The following is an 18,039-nucleotide window of genomic DNA, read 5'->3' as shown; positions in this document are numbered from 1 at the left end:
TCAACTACTTGCGCAAGGCCTTGACCTCTTTCTCCGTCACTGGCGGCGCATCATTGCCCCAATTGGCGCGGATATAGCTCGCCACGGTTGCGATCTGCGCGTCGGTCAGCACCGAGCCAAACGAGGGCATCACCACATGCGGCGAAAAGGCCTCCGAGGGGTCAGACGGGGCGCCCAGCAAGAGGGTCTTGATCACGTCATTCGGCAGCGCTTCATTGACCACCGGATTGTCCCTGAGCGCAGGGAAGTAGGGCTTCAGGCCCTGGCCATGATCCTGGTGACAAGCACTGCAGTTCTTGACATAGATCGAGCGGCCTTTCTCGTAGGCCTCTTGCGTCAGCACCTCTGGCACCTTCGGCCGGTGCGTCGGCTCGGTCTTGGGCGGTAGATCCTTCAAGTAAACCGCCATTGCGCGCAGGTCAGAGAGCGCTAGCTTTGAGAGGCTATCGTGGACCACCTCTGCCATCGGACCGAGAGCCTCGGTCGCTGGGGCATCGCCCGGGTCGGGCTCGCTTGCATCGAGAGCAGCGGGCGCCATCCCGGTCTGCAAGAAGGTGGCGAGCTCATCGACGCTCCAGCGCCCAACCCCCTCACTGAGATCAGAGGTCAGATTCGGCGCGTACCAGCCGTCAACGATGGCTCCGGTCATCGCCTTCGACGGCTCGGTGGCGCCGGCCATGTTGCGTGGGGTATGGCAGGAGCCGCAGTGACCCAGGCCCTCGACCAGATAGGCCCCGCGGTTCCATTCATCACTGCGGCTCGGATCAGGCTCAAAACGACCCTTGTCCAAGTACAGCTCCTGCCAGCCGAACAACAGATCACGCATCGAGAACGGCCAGCGCAGATCGGTCTCGGGCGGCTCGTAGTTAGAGGGCTCAAGCGACATCAGGTAGTCCTTGATCGCGAGCAGATCGTCGTCCGAGACCTTGGTATACGAGGGATAAGGCAGTGCCGGGTAATAGGGCAGGCCGCTCGGCGAGATGCCGTCCTGCAGCGCATGCAGGAAATCTTTATCGCTAAATGAGCCGATACCGTAGCCTTTTGAAGGCGTGATGTTCGGCGTGTAGATGGTTCCAAACGGGGTATCGATCGGCAAACCACCCTCGAAAGGCTTGCCATCAGGTCGCGTGTGACAGGCAAGGCAGTCGCCGGCTGTCGCCATGTACTGACCGTAGACTAAACGCCCTTCGGTCAGATCGCTGGCTGCAGGTGCGGAGTCGGCCGGCTCATCGCCGGCCAGTGCGAGCGTGCCTCCGCAGAGCAGACTGGCTGTTAAGGTGAGAGAGCGAAAACGCATAACCGATATCTCCATCTTTGGGTGAGCTGAGTTTGTTGATGAGCTGAGTTTGTTTAAGAGTTCAAGCGATCATTGGATGCCGAACGCGAATCAAGCTGGCGCTCGCTCAGAAGACATGGGCTCCCTGCGACTGCGTCGTGGTGTGAAAAACATCTCGATAGGCGCTGTAGATCGAGAGCACAACGAGCACGGCAAACACCAGCATGAGCGGCATAACCAGCAGCATCAAGACCACCATTAGCGTCTCAGAAATCGCGGCCAGAAGTGCGCTCACCACACCCAAGATGAGGCTAGCGGCGAGCAAGATGAAGAACAGGGCCAAGCCGTAGACAGTGAAGGGGACGATGTTCTTCCAGCATCCGCGGAAGCTCATCCGCATGGCCTCAATCGCAGTCATCCCCTCCAGCGCAACCAATACCGGCGCAAACCAGTACAGCATGAGCAAAGGCACCATCGTCAGCATGACCACAAGCAAGAACAGGCCAAGCCCCGGTCCTAACGCGGCAGCGACGATATCAGGGTCGCTCGAGCTCAGCGCATCCATTGACCCGGCCGTCACGACTCCAGTTGCCATCGCGATCAGGCCAGCGACAATGAACACCACAAACAGGCCAACGAGATAGAGCAGCCCAACCAACGCCAGCTGTCCTCCGTGCGTCGAGAAGCCATCGAAACCAGCCATCACCCGCAGCGTACCGCCGCGCTCCTGTGACTGGGCTCCCAACATCAGCCCCCCGGCAAAGACCGGCCCGAGGATCATGGTCGCCAGTGAACCGAGCACTGGCACCAAGCTGAGCGCAAAGGTCACCAGATAGACCAAGGCCACAGCCGCTAGCCAAAGCCGTGGCTGAGCCTTGAATTGTTGCCAAGCCTGGGTGATCCAGTACCAGCCATGGGTGGCTCGATGCCTGATCGGGCCGAATGGCGGCTGGCGGCCAAGCGCGTCGGAAGCAGCGCTGGTCGGCATCCGTTCAGCGGCCGGCTTCGCCAGAGAAACCGCGCTTTGCGAAGCGGCGGCATCAGCGCCAGAACCGGCCCAATCCGCGGCCGGCGCATCGGCCGGCGATTCAGCCAGCGAATCGGCTGGTGACGCAACGGGCTGCGCTGCATCCCCCGCGTCCGCGGCATGCGCCGTCATCGCCTCGATCCGCGATGCTATCCCGATCTCCTCGAGAACAGCTTGATAACGCCGCGCGTTGTCGGCGTCGACATCGGTTTTCAGCACCCGCGCCTGACCCGCGGTAATGAGCTCGCGGGCCTGCTGCTCGCCAACCTTGAACACGGCGGCAAAATCTCGCACCACGTCCTCAGGATTGACGGTAGGGTCGAGGGTTCCAGTAAAGACGACCTTAAAGGCCTGCGCCATCGGTGCCTCCTCAAGCAGTGAGTCGCTTCTTCATCCAGCTCAGGAGGCCGGGCTCAGCCTCCCAGACGTCGCGCATCGCTTCGCGGTAGAGCCAAGCCTGGTCTTCGCCGCCCGGGGTAAAGCCAGCGTCATCCAGCACCGGGCGTTTGATGCGCTTACGCAACAAGAAACGCGGGATGCGGGGCAAGCGATCCACCGCACTGTTCAGCGCCCGCGCCGCATGCTCTTGGTGTCCCAGGCGATAGAGCGCGAGCACCTCGCCATAGGCGAGATCGGCCAGCAGGTCGTTTGGAAATCGGCGCACGAGCTCCAGCGCCTGTTGATCCGATCGAGCACGCAAGTAATGGTTCATCAGCTCAGCGCGAGCGCCATGGTTGTCCTGCGGGTTCAACGCCAGTAGACGCTCGACCGCTGCCGCGGCGGCCTCCTCTCGACCGGCCTCAGCCTCATGCAGATAGGCGCGGAACAACAGCCGCAGCGCCGGCCGGTTGCGCTCCGCTCGCCAGGGCAGGCAACCGACACCGGTTTCAGCGACAGTCGCGTCGATGATCGCGAGCGCGCGCTTGTAGAGCGGTCCCAACAGCGTATGCGAGACCCAAGGCAGGCTGCTCTCGGGATGCTCATAGAGTGCGGTCGCCAGATCATCGAGCACATCCAGACTGTTCGCCGCCTCAGGCTGCGCGCTGAGTAGACGCATCCAGACGTCGGCTTCCCAAACCGCGCCGTCGTCGAGCGCTGAGAGCTGGGTCGAATAGGGTTTGGAAGCCGGAAAGATGCGCCGCCATTCACGCTCGATCGCGCGCAGACTGGTGCTCGGCAAGAGCGCACCACAGGCTCCCGAGGACGCAACTGCGTGATCGCTGGGTAATTGTTCATCAGGAAATAACGAAAGCTGTAGGCCGGCTCCGGCCTCGAGCGGATCATCCAGCGATTCGATCTGATAGGCCAACGGTGGCAGCGCCGATAACGCACTGATCCAGTGCCGGAGCTCCAGCAGCAGTGGGTCCATCGCCGCTGAATGGCTGGAGACCAATGCCTCTTGCGGGTCCACCATCGCCTGTTCGAGAAACCCGAGGAAGCCGGCGTCGGTATCGCCGTTGCGCCTGAGCCGATGGCGCCAGAATTGAGCGCGCGAGCGCGCACGAACGTCGTCGTGGCGAGCCGCGAGCAGTGTGATCTCAAGCAGTGCAGTGGACGGATTGTCCGGACCATGACGCAACGCCTGCTCAAATGCCTCATCGGCATAGTCGAGCTCGCCCTCGTCCATGAACATCATGGTAAAGCGTTGCCAGGCTGCGGCCTTCAGCTCGCGGCTGCCTTCATCGGTCACACGCAGCAAGAAGGCCTGCTTCTTTTTCCAGTGATCCAATGCATCGAGGGCATCGCAGAGGACATCGAGGGCCGGCTCGTAGCGACTGTCGAGGGAGCCGATGTCGCCCCGGAATAAGGGTTCGAGCAAGGCCGCCGCACGCCCGGGCCGCTCATGCTCGAGCCAGCGCTCGGCGACCTTGGCCAAGAGCGTGTCCGGCACCGCCCGGCGCCGTAACGCCTCTTGCATCGCTTCTTCCGGCAGATCATCGATCAGCAGATCCCAGATCAGCTCGGGCGGAAGCTCGGGCAATGGCCCGAGCGGCTCGCAGCAATCGCGGTAATTGAGGCCCGAGCCGCAGAAACAGGGCTCATCGTCGCCCGGCGGCGCTAGGGTGAGAGGACGCCAGTCATTGTCTGCACGCGGGGTCGCGTTCCAGATCGCCACACCCAACATGGCTGCTAAACGCTCAGCTTCCCCCTCCACCAGCTCGGACTCAACGCCAAGCTCGGTCGGAATGTGTGCCCGCGACCAGGCAATATAGCGATCGAGGTCGCCGTCACCTGCGATCTGTCGTACCGCGTCACGCAGAAGCTGCTCCATACGCTGCGGGTCAGTCGTCTCGCTTTGCATCAGGGCGCCCTCCGGCTGAAATGGTGCCAATTCGGTTCCCTCATGGCATTGTACCCTGACCGACGCGGCGCGTCTCGATGCCCGCCGCCATCGCCACTGAGCAGGCCCGAAGCAGCCTTTGAACAAACCCTGAACAGACCCCGAACAGCCCCCGAACTCCTGAAGCGAGCACATGACCGACAAGTCCGTCAGAATCTTTGTCTCATCACCGGCCGACGTCGATCACGAGCGCGCCGCGGTCAAAGACATCGTTGAGCAGCTGGCGAGCGAGTATCTGCCGTACTTCGAGCTACGCACCGTCCTCTGGGAAGAGGAGGCGCTGACAGCGGATCGCACCTTCCAGGCCGGCCTGACCCAGCCTGAGGATTGCGACATCGTCCTAGTCATCCTCTGGACCCGACTCGGCTCGCCGCTGCCGCAAGAGCCCTATCGCGGCATGACCGGCACCGAGTGGGAGTTCGTCAATGCGGTCGAGGCCTCGGCCAAGACCGGCATCCCCGAGGTGCTGGTCTACAAAAAAACCACGCCGAAGCTGGTCGACATCACCGACGCCGCACTCGCCCGCGAAGCGGTCGAAGACCGGCGCCGGTTGGAAGCGTTTTTTCGCGCGCATTTCTTTTTCGACGACAACAGCTTCCGCCGCGCCTTCCGCACCTTCGACAATGCCACGGCGTTCCGCGAGCTGGTCTCGACCCAGCTGCGCAAACTGCTCAACCGACGTATCAGCGCCGAGCGCCGCGCCACCACCGGCGATCTGCGTTGGCAAGGCAGCCCGTTCCGGCCCGATCGGCCGTTCGAGAGCAGCGACGCGCGCATCTTCACCGGCCGTGAGCAAGAGGTCCGAGAGCTGCTCCAGCGCCTCGAACAGCTCGCGGCCGAGGAGACCAGCCTACTGTTGGTGGCCGGCCCGAGCGGCAGCGGCAAGACCTCGCTGCTCCGCGCGGGTGTGCTGCCCAGGCTGACGCGCCCGTTCCAGTTCGACGAGATCGCCGCCGTGCGCACTTGCCTCGTCGACCCCAGCGCGGCTGAAGCAGGCCCCACCGCCGCGATCGCCGAAGCGCTCTGCGCCCAGCCCGCACTCGCCGAGCCGCTCGCCAACTTCGGCCTCGGCAGCGCCGAGCTCCATCGCCTGCTCATCAGCGACCCGGCGTTGGCGGCACAGCAGATCAGCAGCGCCCTCAAGGCCAGCTCGCCGGAGCTGACCACCAGCGGTGGCACGCGGCTGTTGCTCCTGCTCGATCCGCTCGACATCGCCCTCGAGCGCGCAACGCAGGAGGCGCTGCAGACCTTCGCCACCGCGTTGCACGCACTGGCCAGCGCCACCGCCATCTGGGTGGTCGCCATCCTGCGCAGCGACGCACTACCCGCCCTCGAGCACCTGACGGCCCTGCACCCGCTAATCCAACGTCAAGGCTGGACCGAGATCGGACCGCCATCAGCCGCACGCATCCGTCAAGTGATCGAGATCCCGGCACGCATCGCCGGCATTGAGATCGACGCCCATGAGCTCGGCGAGCGCGAGCTGGTCGAGCACATCGAGGCCGACGCCAACCGTCTCCGCCTCTGGCCACCGCTCATCCAGCCGGTGTTGGATTCCAGCTATCAACGCGCCGTACAGCGACAAGCCGCTACCAACGACGCTGGCTTGCAACTCTCCAGCGCCGACTACCTCGCCTCTGGCGGCATCAACGGCCATGTGCTCACCCGCGCGGCAGCGGTCTGGGCCGAGCTTGACCCCGAGACACGCAGCGCCATGCCGAAGCTCTGCCGGGCGCTCATCAGTCTCGAAGGCGGCGCCAGCGGTCGCCCCACCAACCGCTTCGGCAGCCTCGAGCTGCTGCGCCAAGACCCGGCCTGCGAGCGCCTGCTGCAACAGCTGATCGAGTCGCGACTGGTCATCGCCGAGGGGCTGCGCGACCCAACCCTAGATAGCCGCTGCGAACCGCCCGACTATCGGCTCCGCTCTGAGCTCGCCGCCATCTGGCGCCAGACCCGAGCAGACTGGCGCCAGCGGCTGCGGCGGCTGCGCCCCGGCCAGGCAAGCCCCGAGCCGGATGCACACCAGGGCCAACAGTCGCTACAGCATGCCGAGGGTGACACAGGCACCGACGGCCATATGCATGCCGACGGTCAGACAAACGCCGACACTGAGCGGCAGGACTGGCGCCAGTATCGAGCCATCGTCTCCTTCAGCCATCCGGTCTTGCTCAGGCTCTGGGAGCCCGTGCGCGACTGGCTGACCGTACCCGCCAATCGGCAATTGCTCGCCCGACGCTTTCAGCTCGACCGCCAGGCGCAGCTCTGGAAACGCACCAATTGCAACAGCGAGTATCTGCTGCGCGACCTCGGCTCGGCCGAGGCCGAGGCCCTACGCGAGACTTACGCCGATGAGCTGGAGCCGCTCGAGCGCGAGTTCATCGCTCAGTCCCAGGCGCATCTCGCCTTCCTGCGCCGACGCAGCCAACTGGTGCGTGCGGTGGGTGTCGTACTCGCCGCGCTGATGCTGCTCTCGGCGATCTCCGCCGGTCTCGCCTACCGCGCTTACGCCGACGCCCAAGCCAACCTCAGCCGCAGCAAGCTCAACGAAGCCAATCTCTCGATCACTCGCGGCAATACGCTCCAGGCCGTTGACCTGGCCCTGGCTGCCGGAGCCGACCTGCCGGAACGTGCCGTGCAGACCCTCGGCGTGGCCTTCAGCAGCAACCGCATGATCGCCATGGCCGCTGCCCCGAACCCGATCCCAGACCAGCCGCGCAGCCCGGCGTTTAGCGATCAAGGCTCGCACCTCGCCGCCTTCCTGCCCGACGGGTCGGTCACCCTGCTCGAGCTTCAGCAAGGACGTTTTGTCCCAACGCAAGCGCTGGCCGATGCTGAACTCGGCTTGCATACGCTGGTCTTCGGCCCCGAAACGCAGGCCTTTGGCATCGGCAGTGAGGGGGTTTGGCGCCTCCCAGCCAGCGCTGGCACCGAACCGGACTATGCCTGCGGCACCCCGCCGGGGCTCAGCTTCGCGCTCGATGACAGCCGTCAACGCCTCGCCCTCAGCCAAGATGATGGCGAAGGCCAGCAGGGCCTCTGTGTGCTCGATCTCATCCGACCTGGCCGCATCATCCTCGACAAGGCGCTCGAGGATGGCCCGATTCGCAGCCTCAGCTTCTCACCCGATGGCCAGTCCGTCCTCACCGCCGCCAGCATCGGCCGCTCCCGACTGATCGACCTCGAGTCCGGCGCGATCAGGCTCTCGCTGCCAGCCGATGGCCCGATCGGCCGGCCGTTCGACCGCGCCCTGTTCGATGCAACCGGCGAGCGCATCGCCATTGCCGCTGCCGATGAGCGGATTCGACTCTACCGCAGCAATGGCGAGCCCATCACCGAGCTGTCCTCGGCACGGATCGGCGGGCGCACATTCAGCATGCACCGAAGCGCGGTGCGAGATCTCGCCTTCGACCCGTCTGGGGCCTTTTTGGTCGCCGCAGACGACGAGGGACAAATCGTGCGCTGGACGCTCAGTGACGCGGCCACTGCAGCGCCCGATACGACGCAGGTCTTTGATCAGGCCGTGGTCTTGAATAGCCATCGCTTGAGCGCTGGAACCCTGCGCATCGTCGCCCCGCCAGCCTCCGCGTCAGACCAGCTCAACGAAAGCCTGGTGCTCAGCGCCTCGCTCGATGGCACGGCCAAGCTGACCGGTTTGCAGACCGGCAAGTCCATCGCTGTCCTCGGCCATGACGCAGCGATCATCGCCGCTGGCTTCCATGCCCAAGGCGAGCGCGTCGCAACCTTCTCCGCCCGCGACGAGACGGCTCGCCTCTGGCGCGTGACACCCGTCTCTCAGGTCGCCTACCGGCTGCAGCATCCAGACCATGTCTGGTCCGTCGCCACGGCGACGGCGCCGCCCGCCATCGCCCACGGCACCGACACACTGCTGCTCGCCACGGCCGGCTTTGATGGCGGTGTGCGCGTCTGGCGTTATGGTCGCGATGACTCCAGCAGTGGACCCGAGCCCTGGGCCGTGTTTCTCGATCAGGAGCCCAGGCGCCCGGCACGCCAGGTTCAGTTCTCGGCGGCGGGAGACCGGCTCGCCTCCGCTCATAACGACGGCACCGCACGCATTGCCGATCTGGTCAAGAAGCGCCTCGACTGCAAACTGCAGGTCACCACATCCGAGCAGGGCATCGTCTACAACGCCTTGTTCAGCCCCGATGCCAGCTGGGTGCTGACCACCTCCGATGATCCCGTCGCGCCGCTGCGTGCCTTCTCCAGCGAGACCTGCGAGCCATTGCAAACCGGCAACGGCTCGCCGCATGGCACAGCACCGATCGAGGCCGCCGCCCTGTTGCAGATCCCAACCGGCACGCTGATCGCCACCGGTGACGAAGACGGCATCGTGCGTCTTGCACAGCGTTCGAATTCCGATCAGTGGCGGCCTCTTTGCCAGGCTGATGCCGGCGTCGGCGAGATCGGCGACATCGCGCTGAGCCCTGATGGCAGCAGCATCGCCATCGCTGGCGAGTCCGACCGCGCTGCCCTCATCAAGCTCGACCTTGCGGCGCTCACGACCGCCAAGCCAGACACCGAGCCAAACACCGAGCCAAACCCCGAGGCCCAGGCCGGCACCAAGCTCGCCCCCAGCTGCGGTCGAGTCCAGTCGCTCGAGGGGCATAGCGGCCGCATCTATAGCATCGCCTTTGCTCCGGATGGCCAGCAGCTCGTCACCGCATCGATGGACAAGACCGCCCGTGTCTGGAGCCCGCAAGGGGACGCGATCGGCATCCTCAGCGGCCATCAAGACCGCATCTATCGCGCCGAATTCAGCCCCGATGGTCAATGGATACTCACCGGTTCCCGCGATGGCAGTATCCGGATTTGGAAACGTCCGACGGGGCGCCGTCAGCAACCCCAGACACTCAGCACCTTTCTACCACTCGAGGGCGGCGCGGGTGGCGTCGCCAATGCCGCATTCAGTCCGGATGGACATTATGTCGCTGGCGCCTATTGGGAGAATGCAGCGATCCTCTGGCGACTCTGGGCCGAAGACGGCCAAACCATCGGTAGCGAGCACGAGGCCTGGGGAGCGGATCGCGCGAATCTCGCCTTGGTTCAAGAGGCCTATCGATTCCGGCGCGACAACAAGGTCGTCGAGCCCGATTTCAGCACGCTCGAGCTGATTGAATGAAGCGACGCATGCACAACCGTCCGCGTGCGCTCAGGCCCAAGCCCGAGCTCTGGCTCCGGTTCGCACCTGGCTCCGGGCGCGGGTCCGCCTCTGGGTCCATGCGTGAGTCTGGGCCTGGGTTCATGCCTGGTTCTGCGCCTGGATCTTGGCACGGGTTCTGGCTTGGGCTCAGTCTGGCCATCCTCGTGCTTGGGCTGATGGCGACGCAGGTCGAGCTGCGCGATACCGACATCGCCGTCTATGCCACCGCCGCTGAGCGTGTCTTCGTCGACGGCGAAGACCCCTATCCGCGCCGCCCTGGCGATGTATTACCCTTCACCTATCCGCCCACGGCCCTGCCCCTGCTCTACCCAATCAGCGGCCTCAGCCTCGAGCAATTGGGCAAGGTGATGCTCGCGTTGAACCTAATGCTGACGATCGTGGTCATGGTCGTCATCGTCGGTGACCTGGCGCGCGACGATCAAAGCGGCAAGCTGCGCTTCTGGGGACCGCTCTATATCGCCGGCTTCGGCGGGCTCTATCTGAACCTGCAATTCGGCCAGGTCAACCTCTTGCTCCTGCTGCTGATCTGGGGCTATTGGCGCGCACTACGGAGCGACCGCGAGGGTGCGGGCGCAGGCGCCTGGCTGGCGCTCGGCTGTCTCGCCAAGCCACACTATGTGCTGCTCGGCCTCGGCGCTGGGCCACTGCCGCGCCTGAGACTGGTCATCGGCGGGCTGCTCGCCGGCAGCTTGCTCATTGGCCTCAGCCTTTGGATCGCCCCGAGTGGCAGCTGGGTCTCCTGGTGGCAAGACATCGTTGCCACCACCAGCCTGACCCAGCTACCACCCGGCCATAGCTCGATCGCCGCCCCCTGGAACCGCAGCCTGGCCGGCGCCATCGCCCGTTTTCTGGTGCCGAACAAGTTCAGCAGCATCATCGCTGATGATCCGGCCCTGGCCGCCCGCCTCACCGGCAGCGCAATCCTGATCGTCATTGGCGCCACGGGCGCAGTGCTCTGGCGCTCGATGCGGCGCCGCCTGGCATCTAGGCTTGAGCCTCGACACTCGGCTCCGCAACCGGCTCCGCAACCGGCTCCGCCAAGGGTCGCGGCCGGAGCGGCCCCCAGGTCAATCCAAACAGGCGCATCGAGGCACAACTCGCACTGGGCTCAGCCGCGTGGCGCAATCGACCATGACATTGAACTCTCGCTGATCAGCATCGCAGTGTTCTTGATCTCACCAGCCAGCTGGACCCATCACCTGGTGCTCTTGCTGCCGGCTGCCTTGGTGGTGCTGCGCGATCGGGTTCTCGCGCCTGGTCTTGCGCCGAGCAGCCGTTTTGCCGCCGGCCTAGTGCTCGCCGTGCTGGCTCTCACCCTCGACGACCTGATCCCGCGCGAGATCCGGGTCAGCTCGCTGCCGCTGATGACGCTGATGACCGTCGCCGTCATCGCACTCTGGCTGCTGCTCGCAGAGCAGCTTTGGCAGCGCAGCGGCCTCGGCTGTCTGCCGAGACCCAACCAGCAACCGTCCATCGACACTGAACATGAGGACAACGCAGTATGTGGGACCAACGCTTCGACCGGGACGACTACCTCTACGGCACCGAGCCGAGCCAATTCCTGGTAGCGCAGCGCGATCGGCTGCGGCCGGGGCAGCGCGCGCTCGTGGTTGCCGAGGGCGAGGGGCGTAATGCCGTCTACCTCGCTGAACAGGGGCTCGAGGTCAGGGCGCTAGACAGCTCCCGAGTGGCCTTGGCCAAGGCGCAACGGCTAGCTGCGGAGCGTCGAGTCGAGGTCGATTTTCGCTACACCGACCTCGCGCACTGGCAGTGGGAGCCGGATGCCTATGACCTGGTCGTGGCCATCTTCATCCAGTTCGCCGACCCCGCACTTCGGGCCGCCATCTTTGCCGGCATGCAGCAGACCCTCGCACCTGGGGGCTTGCTGCTGTTACACGGCTTCACGCCGGCCCAGCTCGCCTACGGCACCGGCGGCCCGCCCTGTGCCGAGCTGCTGTACACGCCAGAACTGCTGCGCGAGGCCTTCGCCGAGATGGAGATCCTGCAGCTCGAGGAATACGAGCGCGAGCTGCAGGAAGGCAGCGGCCATGCTGGGCAGGCCGCGCTGATCGATCTGGTTGCTCGCCTGCCCGTCGCCGCCGAGCCAAAGGGTCCCGGGTGAGACGACCCATGGCTCAGGCCTCAACCAGAGGGCGGTATGCCCAGACGCTCGGCCAGCCGAACCAGCTCGGCGAGCGACCTCACCCCCATCTTGCGCATCAAGCGCCCGCGGTGGACCTTGATGTTCTGCTCGCCGGTGCCGAGATCCGCCGCGATCTGCTTGTTCAGCTTGCCGGCGATGACATGGCCGAGCACGTCCCGCTCTCGCGGCGTCAGCGACGCGAGCCGCTCGCGCAGGGCCGCCATCTCCTTGCGCTCGACCTGCTGATCCGAGGCGCGTTGCAGCGCACCCTTGACCGCCCGCAGCAGGTCCGCCGCATTCACTGGCTTGGTCAAGAAGTCCTCAGCGCCGGCCTTTAACGCGCACACGCTCATGGGAATGTCGCCATGACCAGTGAGGAAGACGATGGGAAGCTCCGCCCCACGTTCGCGCAGCCGCTCCTGGACCTGCAGACCATCGATCTCGGGCATCGCCACGTCCAGCACCAGGCAGGCGGGACCGTCCGGTCGCTCGTGCGCAAGAAACTCCCGCGCGCTGCTGAAGCACTGAGCCTGGAATCCCTGTGCGTGGAGCAGCCGTGCCAAGGCCTTCAGCATATCCGGCTCGTCGTCGAGCAGGTAGACGACAGGCTCGGCCGTCATGATGTCCCCCCGTCTCGCGGCAAAGACACCTGGACGCTGGTCCCTTGGCCGGTCGCCGACTCCAACGAGACCTGCCCGCGATGGCTGCTGACGATGGAGCGTACGATGGCCATGCCCATGCCGAGCCCCCCAGGCTTGGTGGAATAGAAGGGATCGAAGACGCGTTGCGGATCAGACAATCCGCCGCCGTTGTCCGTCACCTCGAGCAGGACCCGGTCCGCCTGCCTGCGGGTGACGATCGAGACCCGACGCTCGCCCGTTGGATTGTCGGCCACCGCGTCGCAGGCGTTGTCGAGGAGATTGAGCAGGACCTGCTCGATCAGGATTCGGTCCGCCTGCACCGAAGGCAGGTCCGACGCCAACCTGAGCGCCAGGCTCACCCCGCGGTCGTCGATCTCGTTGGCCAGCAAACCGAGGACCCGGTGAATCGCATCCTCGAGCAACAGCGTTTCCCGCTGTGGCACACCGCGATGGACCAGCGCACGCAGGTGCTGAATCACGTCGGCTGCACGCCGGTCGGCGCTGACGATATCGGCCAGGATCTCCCGCACCTCGGTAAGATCGGGCCGCTCCTGGGCCAGCAGGGCCTGGGCCGCTTCGGCATTGGTGAGGATCATGGCCAGCGGCTGGTTCAACTCGTGGGCCAGGGAGGCCGACAGCTCGGCCAGGGTCTCAAGCTTGGACACCTGTTCGAGCCGTGCTCGCTGTCGGTGGATCTTGTCTAGCATCGCCCTGCGTTCCGTGATATCGACGCACACGCCCATCAAGGTCTTCGGACCCTCGGGCTCGCCGACACCGCGACCCAGGCCGGCGAGCCAGCGCACCCGACCGTCGGGGTCGGCGACCCGGAACTCGGCTCGGTACCGTTCGTTGGGGCGCAGCGTCGTCGCGATCAGCTGTTCCAGCCGCGTCCGATCCTCCCCGTGCACCCGGTCCAGGAACGCCCCCAGCCGCAGGTCCCCGGCTGCAGGCAGCCCGAAGAGCTCGCGTGTCTTGGCCGTCGCCCAAACCGCTCCCGATTGCCCGTCGAGGCTCCAAAACCCCGCATCGGCCGCCTCGGCCGCAAGGCTCAGGCGCTGCTCGCTCAGGCTCAAGGCAGCCTCCTTGACCTCGACGTCGCGCTCCGCCCGCGCGGCTCGAAGCAGGCCGAAGCTGAGCTCGAAGCCCATGGCGGCGGCGACGAAGAGCAGCAGCGGCGTGAACATCACGGGCACCTGAGTAAAGCCCCAGAACGTGAGGACCGCATGGGTCGCGCTGAGCGTGACCGAAGCCAGCAGGCCGAGCGCCAGCGCAATCGCCCGCGCACCCTCTCCCCGCCGCCAGACACTGATGCTGCCGTCGAGGATGAACAGGAACAACAGCGCGTTGCTCGCCTGACCCATCAACATCCAGGGATTGGGGACGCCGGTCACCACCACGACCGGCTCGCCGAGCAGGGTGATCTGGTCGAGATCGGTCAATGCGAGGTAGTTGAGATTCGCGCCAGAGACGAAGTTCGGCACCAGCGCGGCCGTCCGCAGGCCCAGCGCGAGCCAGCCGATCAATGGGAAGCGTGGGCGCAGACGCAGGTAGGCCAGGATCACGAACACAGAAATGCCGGACCAGATCGGGACGTGTAACCAACGCAGCGCGAGACCATAGACCTCCGGGGTTGGCGCGCGCAGCATCCAGAGCTCGATGCCCGCGACGCCGATGACACTCGCCGCAAGCGCCACGAACAGCAGGTACGACCCGTCTTCCCGCTGCATCAGCCAGGCGGCCAGATAGACCCCGCCGAGCGTGGCCGACAAGGCCGCCATCGTGGCATAGAGCGTTGTTATCCAGCTCATCCCCTGTCCGCATGCCTGAGCGCCGGTCGCGGCATTTTACTAAGGTGCAATGTTGCCGGGCTGGCGGCTTGCGTAGGCTAGGTGCACGCACTGGAACGCACTGTTCCAACGGTCCATCGGCCTCACCCGGCTGCTTACGATTGAAACGCGAGGATTCGTCATGGTCGCCACACCCCCACAAGCGCACCCTGGCAACCGGTCAAATCGGACAGGCTGTCCTGATCGTGAGAAGTCCTGAGTCCGCGCAGCGCATGGGACAGCGGATTGCCGCACCCGATCCGCGTCCGACCCGGGCCGCCTCCGAGCCTACCCTCTGGCTGGGCCTGCGGGCAAGCAGCCTCGGGATGACGCTGTTGCTTGCTGCACCCGCTGCAGCGCAGGACGCCGGCTGGCGCTTTGCAGTCTCCCCCTATCTGTGGGCGCCCGGAATCGAAACCTCCGTCGGGACCCAGTGGGGCCCTGTCGACCTGGACCTGAGCACCTCCGATGTGCTCTCGGATCTCGATCTCGCCTTCATGGGGGCCTTCGAGGCACGCAACGGCCGCTGGGGGCTGATCGCAGACCTGTTCTACGCCAAGCTGTCCCAAGGCCGCGCCAACCCGCTCGGCCCGTTGTTCGCGCGCGGCCGGGTCGAGACGACGGCGAAGGCCCTGAGCGGTTACGTCGGCTACCGGGTCAGCGAGACCGAGCGGTTCGCCGTCGACGCACTGGCCGGCTTTCGCGTCACCGACCTCGCGGTCGACCTATCCCTGTCCCCCGGCGCGCTGCCGGGTCAGCGTCTCGGGGTGAGCGGAACCTGGGTCGACCCCGTCATCGGTGGCCGCGCCCGCGTCGCCATCGGTAGCAACGGGTTCGCGACCGCCTTGGCGGACCTGGGCGGTTTCGGCGGCGACTCCGACCAGACCTGGCAGGTCGTGGCGATGCTCGGCTATCAGTTCAACGCGCGCTGGTCAGTCCAGGGCGGCTGGCGCTGGTTCTCGATTGAGCATGCGCTCGAAGGGCTCGACGTCGAGACCGACTTCAGCGGCCCCCTGCTCGGCCTCACGATTCGCTTCTGACGCCCGCGTCGTCACGATCCAACGGCCGGCGCTCCCGCAGCGCGTGCTTTGTGGGTTGCGGGATTTTCCGCAGCGACTGCGCTTGTCCATTCACTCACGAGGAGCATTGCATGAAGATTCCAATGACCATCATGGCGGTAATCCTGACCGCCGCCTGCGCAACCGGCCTTGCGGCCGCTGCCGAAACCGCCCCCGGCGCCGCGCCGGCGCAGACCTTCACCCTGCAGCGCGGTGAGAACCTTTCTAGCCTGTGCACCGATATCCAGCGCACGGGTGTCGATGTCTCGCCGGCCGACTGTATGGCCCAGATCCTCTTCGCCAACCGCGCTTGGTTCGAAGAGCGCTTCGGCTATGTCTGGGACGACCCGGCATCGGTGAATCTCGACTCCGCGGTCCGTCTGTGGGCCGGCGTGCCCTACCTGCTGCCGGCCAGTCTGGTGGTGGCCCAGGCAGCCGCGGGCGAGGCCGCGGAACCTGCCGCGGTGGCGCCTGAAGAGACCACACCGATCCATCCCGGCCACTTCGACCCCAAGGGCAAGCCGCCGTCGGAGTTCACTAAGGAAGTGCTGCGGCGGTCGAGCGAGCATCTGCCGTTCGACGACACGCGCGACCTCGACGAGAACAAGAAGGGCTTCATCGCGCCGATGGAGCAGCGCCAGATCATGGCCGATGCCGGCCATGTCGCCTGGGACATGGATGCCTTCAACTTCATCGACGAGCAGGATCAGTTCGATAGCGTGCACCCGTCCTTGCACCGCATCGCCAAGCTCAACCAGAACTACGGGCTCTACGAGGTCACGCCGGGCATCTACCAGGTGCGCGGTATCGATCTGGCCCAGATGACCTTCATCCGCGGCAAGACCGGCTGGATCGCCTACGACGTGCTGGTCAGCGCTGAAACCGCGCGGGCGTCGTGGGAGCTGCTCCAGGAGCATGTTGGCGAGGGGCTGCCCATCACCGCCGTCATCTACTCGCACAACCACGCCGACCACTGGGGCGGGGTACGCGGCCTGATCAACGACGAGGACGTGGCCTCGGGACGGGTGCAGATCATCGCGCCCGACGGCTTCATGGACCACCTGGTGTCGGAGAACGTGTTCGCCGGCAATGCGATGAACCGGCGGCTCTTCTACCAATACGGCCTGCTGCTGCCGCGCAGCCCCTACGGCTATGTGACCCAGGGCCTCGGCCATGGCGTCTCGGGCGGCTCCGTCGGCCTGATCGCCCCCACCCAGCTGATCACCCAGCCCATCGAGGAGGTGATGGTCGACGGCGTGCGGATGCTCTTCCAACTGACGCCCGACACCGAGGCGCCGGTGGAGATGAACACCTACATCCCCGAGCTGAAGGCGCTGTGGATGGCCGAGAACGTCAATCACGGCATGCACAACATCTACACCCTGCGCGGCGCGCCGGTACGCAATGCCCTGAACTGGTCGCAGTACATCAACCGCGCCCTGTATCTGTTCGGCCAGGAAGCCGACGTCATGTTCGCCTCGCACCACTGGCCGCGCTGGGGCAACGAACGCATCCAGGAGGTGTTGCGCGCGCAGCGCGATGCCTACGCGCACCTCAACAACCAGGTGCTCCATCACGCCAACCAGGGCGTCACCATCAACGAGATCCACAACGTCTACGAGGTGCCCGAGACACTGCAACAGACCTGGTACACCCGCGACTACCATGGCTCCCACGAGAACAACGCGCGCGGCGTGATCCAGCGCTTCCTCGGCTTCTGGGACGGCAACCCGACCAATCTGATCCCGCTCTCCCCGAGCGATTCGGCCCCGCTCTATGTCGAGATGATGGGCGGCGCGGAGAAGATCCTCGCCCGTGGCACAGAGCTCCGCGACGAGGGGGCCTATCTCTACGCCACCGAGATCCTCAACAAGCTGGTGCAGGCCGAGCCCCAGAACCGGGCGGCCCGAGACCTGTTGGCCGATGTCTTCGAGCAGCTCGGCTACCAGCAGGAGAATCCCGGCCTGCGCAACAGCTTCCTCGCGGCGGCCTATGAGCTGCGCAACGGCATTCCCACCGCGCCGATTCCAGACTCCGGCAGTCCCGACGTGATCCGGGTGATGACCACCGGCCAGTTCCTCGACTTCCTCGCGATTCGCATGGATGGCCGCAAGACGCGCGGGATGCAGTATGGCATCAACCTGGTTACCCCGGACAACGACGAGCAGTTCGCCATCGAGCTGAACAACGAGACGCTGACCAATATCCAGGGCTTCCAGGTGGCGAATCCCGATCTCACCATCACCATCGACCGCGCGGATCTGGAACAGGTCATGATGGGCGAGAAGACGCTCGAGGCCCAGATCGCGGACGGCACGGCCAAGGTCGAGGGCGATGTCAGCATCCTCGAGCCACTCGCGGCGGCCATGGTCGAATTCGACCCGCGCTTCGAGATCATGCCGGGCACCAACGGCCACTCGGCGTTGGTGGACGAGGACGCCTTCGAGGCGGCGGTCGGCAACATGATCGCGGAATAGCGGGCCGGTTGAACCAGGGCGCGATCCGATGCCGGGTCGCGTCCGCGCCGCCATCCCACGCAGCCTCCTCC

Annotated in this window: 10 protein-coding genes; 5 read left to right on the top strand and 5 right to left on the bottom strand. The window is 65.4% G+C overall.

What is annotated here, in order from left to right; all coding sequences use genetic code 11:
- Nucleotides 1-4 precede the first annotated feature (4 nt).
- The 3 genes from CKO42_RS00555 to CKO42_RS00545 form a co-directional block, all read right to left on the bottom strand.
- Entirely contained in the window at nt 5-1,297 is a 1,293-nt protein-coding gene (locus CKO42_RS00555) for a c-type cytochrome (RefSeq protein WP_200236551.1), read from the bottom strand.
- A 106-nt stretch (nt 1,298-1,403) separates the two neighbouring features.
- Nucleotides 1,404-2,663, bottom strand: a complete 1,260-nt coding sequence (locus tag CKO42_RS00550) for a BPSS1780 family membrane protein (protein WP_200236548.1) — start codon at nt 2,661-2,663, stop codon at nt 1,404-1,406.
- A gap of 10 nt (nt 2,664-2,673) precedes the next feature.
- Entirely contained in the window at nt 2,674-4,605 is a 1,932-nt protein-coding gene (locus tag CKO42_RS00545) for an SEC-C metal-binding domain-containing protein (RefSeq protein WP_242479023.1), read from the bottom strand.
- A 172-nt stretch (nt 4,606-4,777) separates the two neighbouring features.
- Here CKO42_RS00545 and CKO42_RS00540 point away from each other — a divergent pair, with 172 nt between their 5' ends.
- The 3 genes from CKO42_RS00540 to CKO42_RS00530 are packed head-to-tail and all read left to right on the top strand — an operon-like array spanning nt 4,778 to nt 11,945.
- The gene (locus CKO42_RS00540) at nt 4,778-9,781 is read left to right on the top strand and encodes an nSTAND1 domain-containing NTPase (RefSeq protein ID WP_200236545.1); all 5,004 of its coding nucleotides are present in this window, start codon (nt 4,778-4,780) and stop codon (nt 9,779-9,781) included.
- A complete protein-coding gene (locus tag CKO42_RS00535) occupies nt 9,778-11,391 on the top strand; it encodes a glycosyltransferase family 87 protein (protein ID WP_200236541.1) in 1,614 nt (537 codons plus the stop codon). The genes CKO42_RS00540 and CKO42_RS00535 overlap by 4 nt, the downstream gene beginning before the upstream one ends.
- Complete coding sequence (locus CKO42_RS00530) at nt 11,325-11,945, top strand: SAM-dependent methyltransferase (protein WP_200236538.1); 621 nt, start codon at nt 11,325-11,327, stop codon at nt 11,943-11,945. The genes CKO42_RS00535 and CKO42_RS00530 overlap by 67 nt, the downstream gene beginning before the upstream one ends.
- A gap of 20 nt (nt 11,946-11,965) precedes the next feature.
- Here the strand turns inward: CKO42_RS00530 and CKO42_RS00525 are convergent, their stop codons facing one another.
- Both CKO42_RS00525 and CKO42_RS00520 read right to left on the bottom strand, forming a co-directional pair.
- Entirely contained in the window at nt 11,966-12,586 is a 621-nt protein-coding gene (locus CKO42_RS00525; RefSeq protein ID WP_200236535.1) for a response regulator transcription factor, read from the bottom strand.
- Nucleotides 12,583-14,415, bottom strand: a complete 1,833-nt coding sequence (locus CKO42_RS00520) for a sensor histidine kinase (protein ID WP_200236530.1) — start codon at nt 14,413-14,415, stop codon at nt 12,583-12,585. The genes CKO42_RS00525 and CKO42_RS00520 overlap by 4 nt, the downstream gene beginning before the upstream one ends.
- Nucleotides 14,416-14,639: 224 nt before the next feature.
- Between CKO42_RS00520 and CKO42_RS00515 the strand changes: the two genes are divergently transcribed.
- Together CKO42_RS00515 and CKO42_RS00510 are read left to right on the top strand one after the other, a co-directional pair.
- Complete coding sequence (locus CKO42_RS00515) at nt 14,640-15,473, top strand: hypothetical protein (RefSeq protein WP_338034818.1); 834 nt, start codon at nt 14,640-14,642, stop codon at nt 15,471-15,473.
- A 122-nt stretch (nt 15,474-15,595) separates the two neighbouring features.
- Nucleotides 15,596-17,968 carry an alkyl/aryl-sulfatase gene (locus CKO42_RS00510; RefSeq protein ID WP_242479022.1) on the top strand — a complete coding sequence of 791 codons (2,373 nt, stop codon included), beginning with the start codon at nt 15,596-15,598 and terminating at the stop codon, nt 17,966-17,968.
- Nucleotides 17,969-18,039: the final 71 nt, after the last annotated feature.

Source organism: Lamprobacter modestohalophilus (assembly GCF_016583905.1).
GTDB classification, from domain to species: Bacteria; Pseudomonadota; Gammaproteobacteria; order Chromatiales; family Chromatiaceae; genus Lamprobacter; species Lamprobacter modestohalophilus.
Note: the sequence above shows the minus strand (reverse complement) of the source record. Positions and strands in the feature narration are given on the sequence as shown.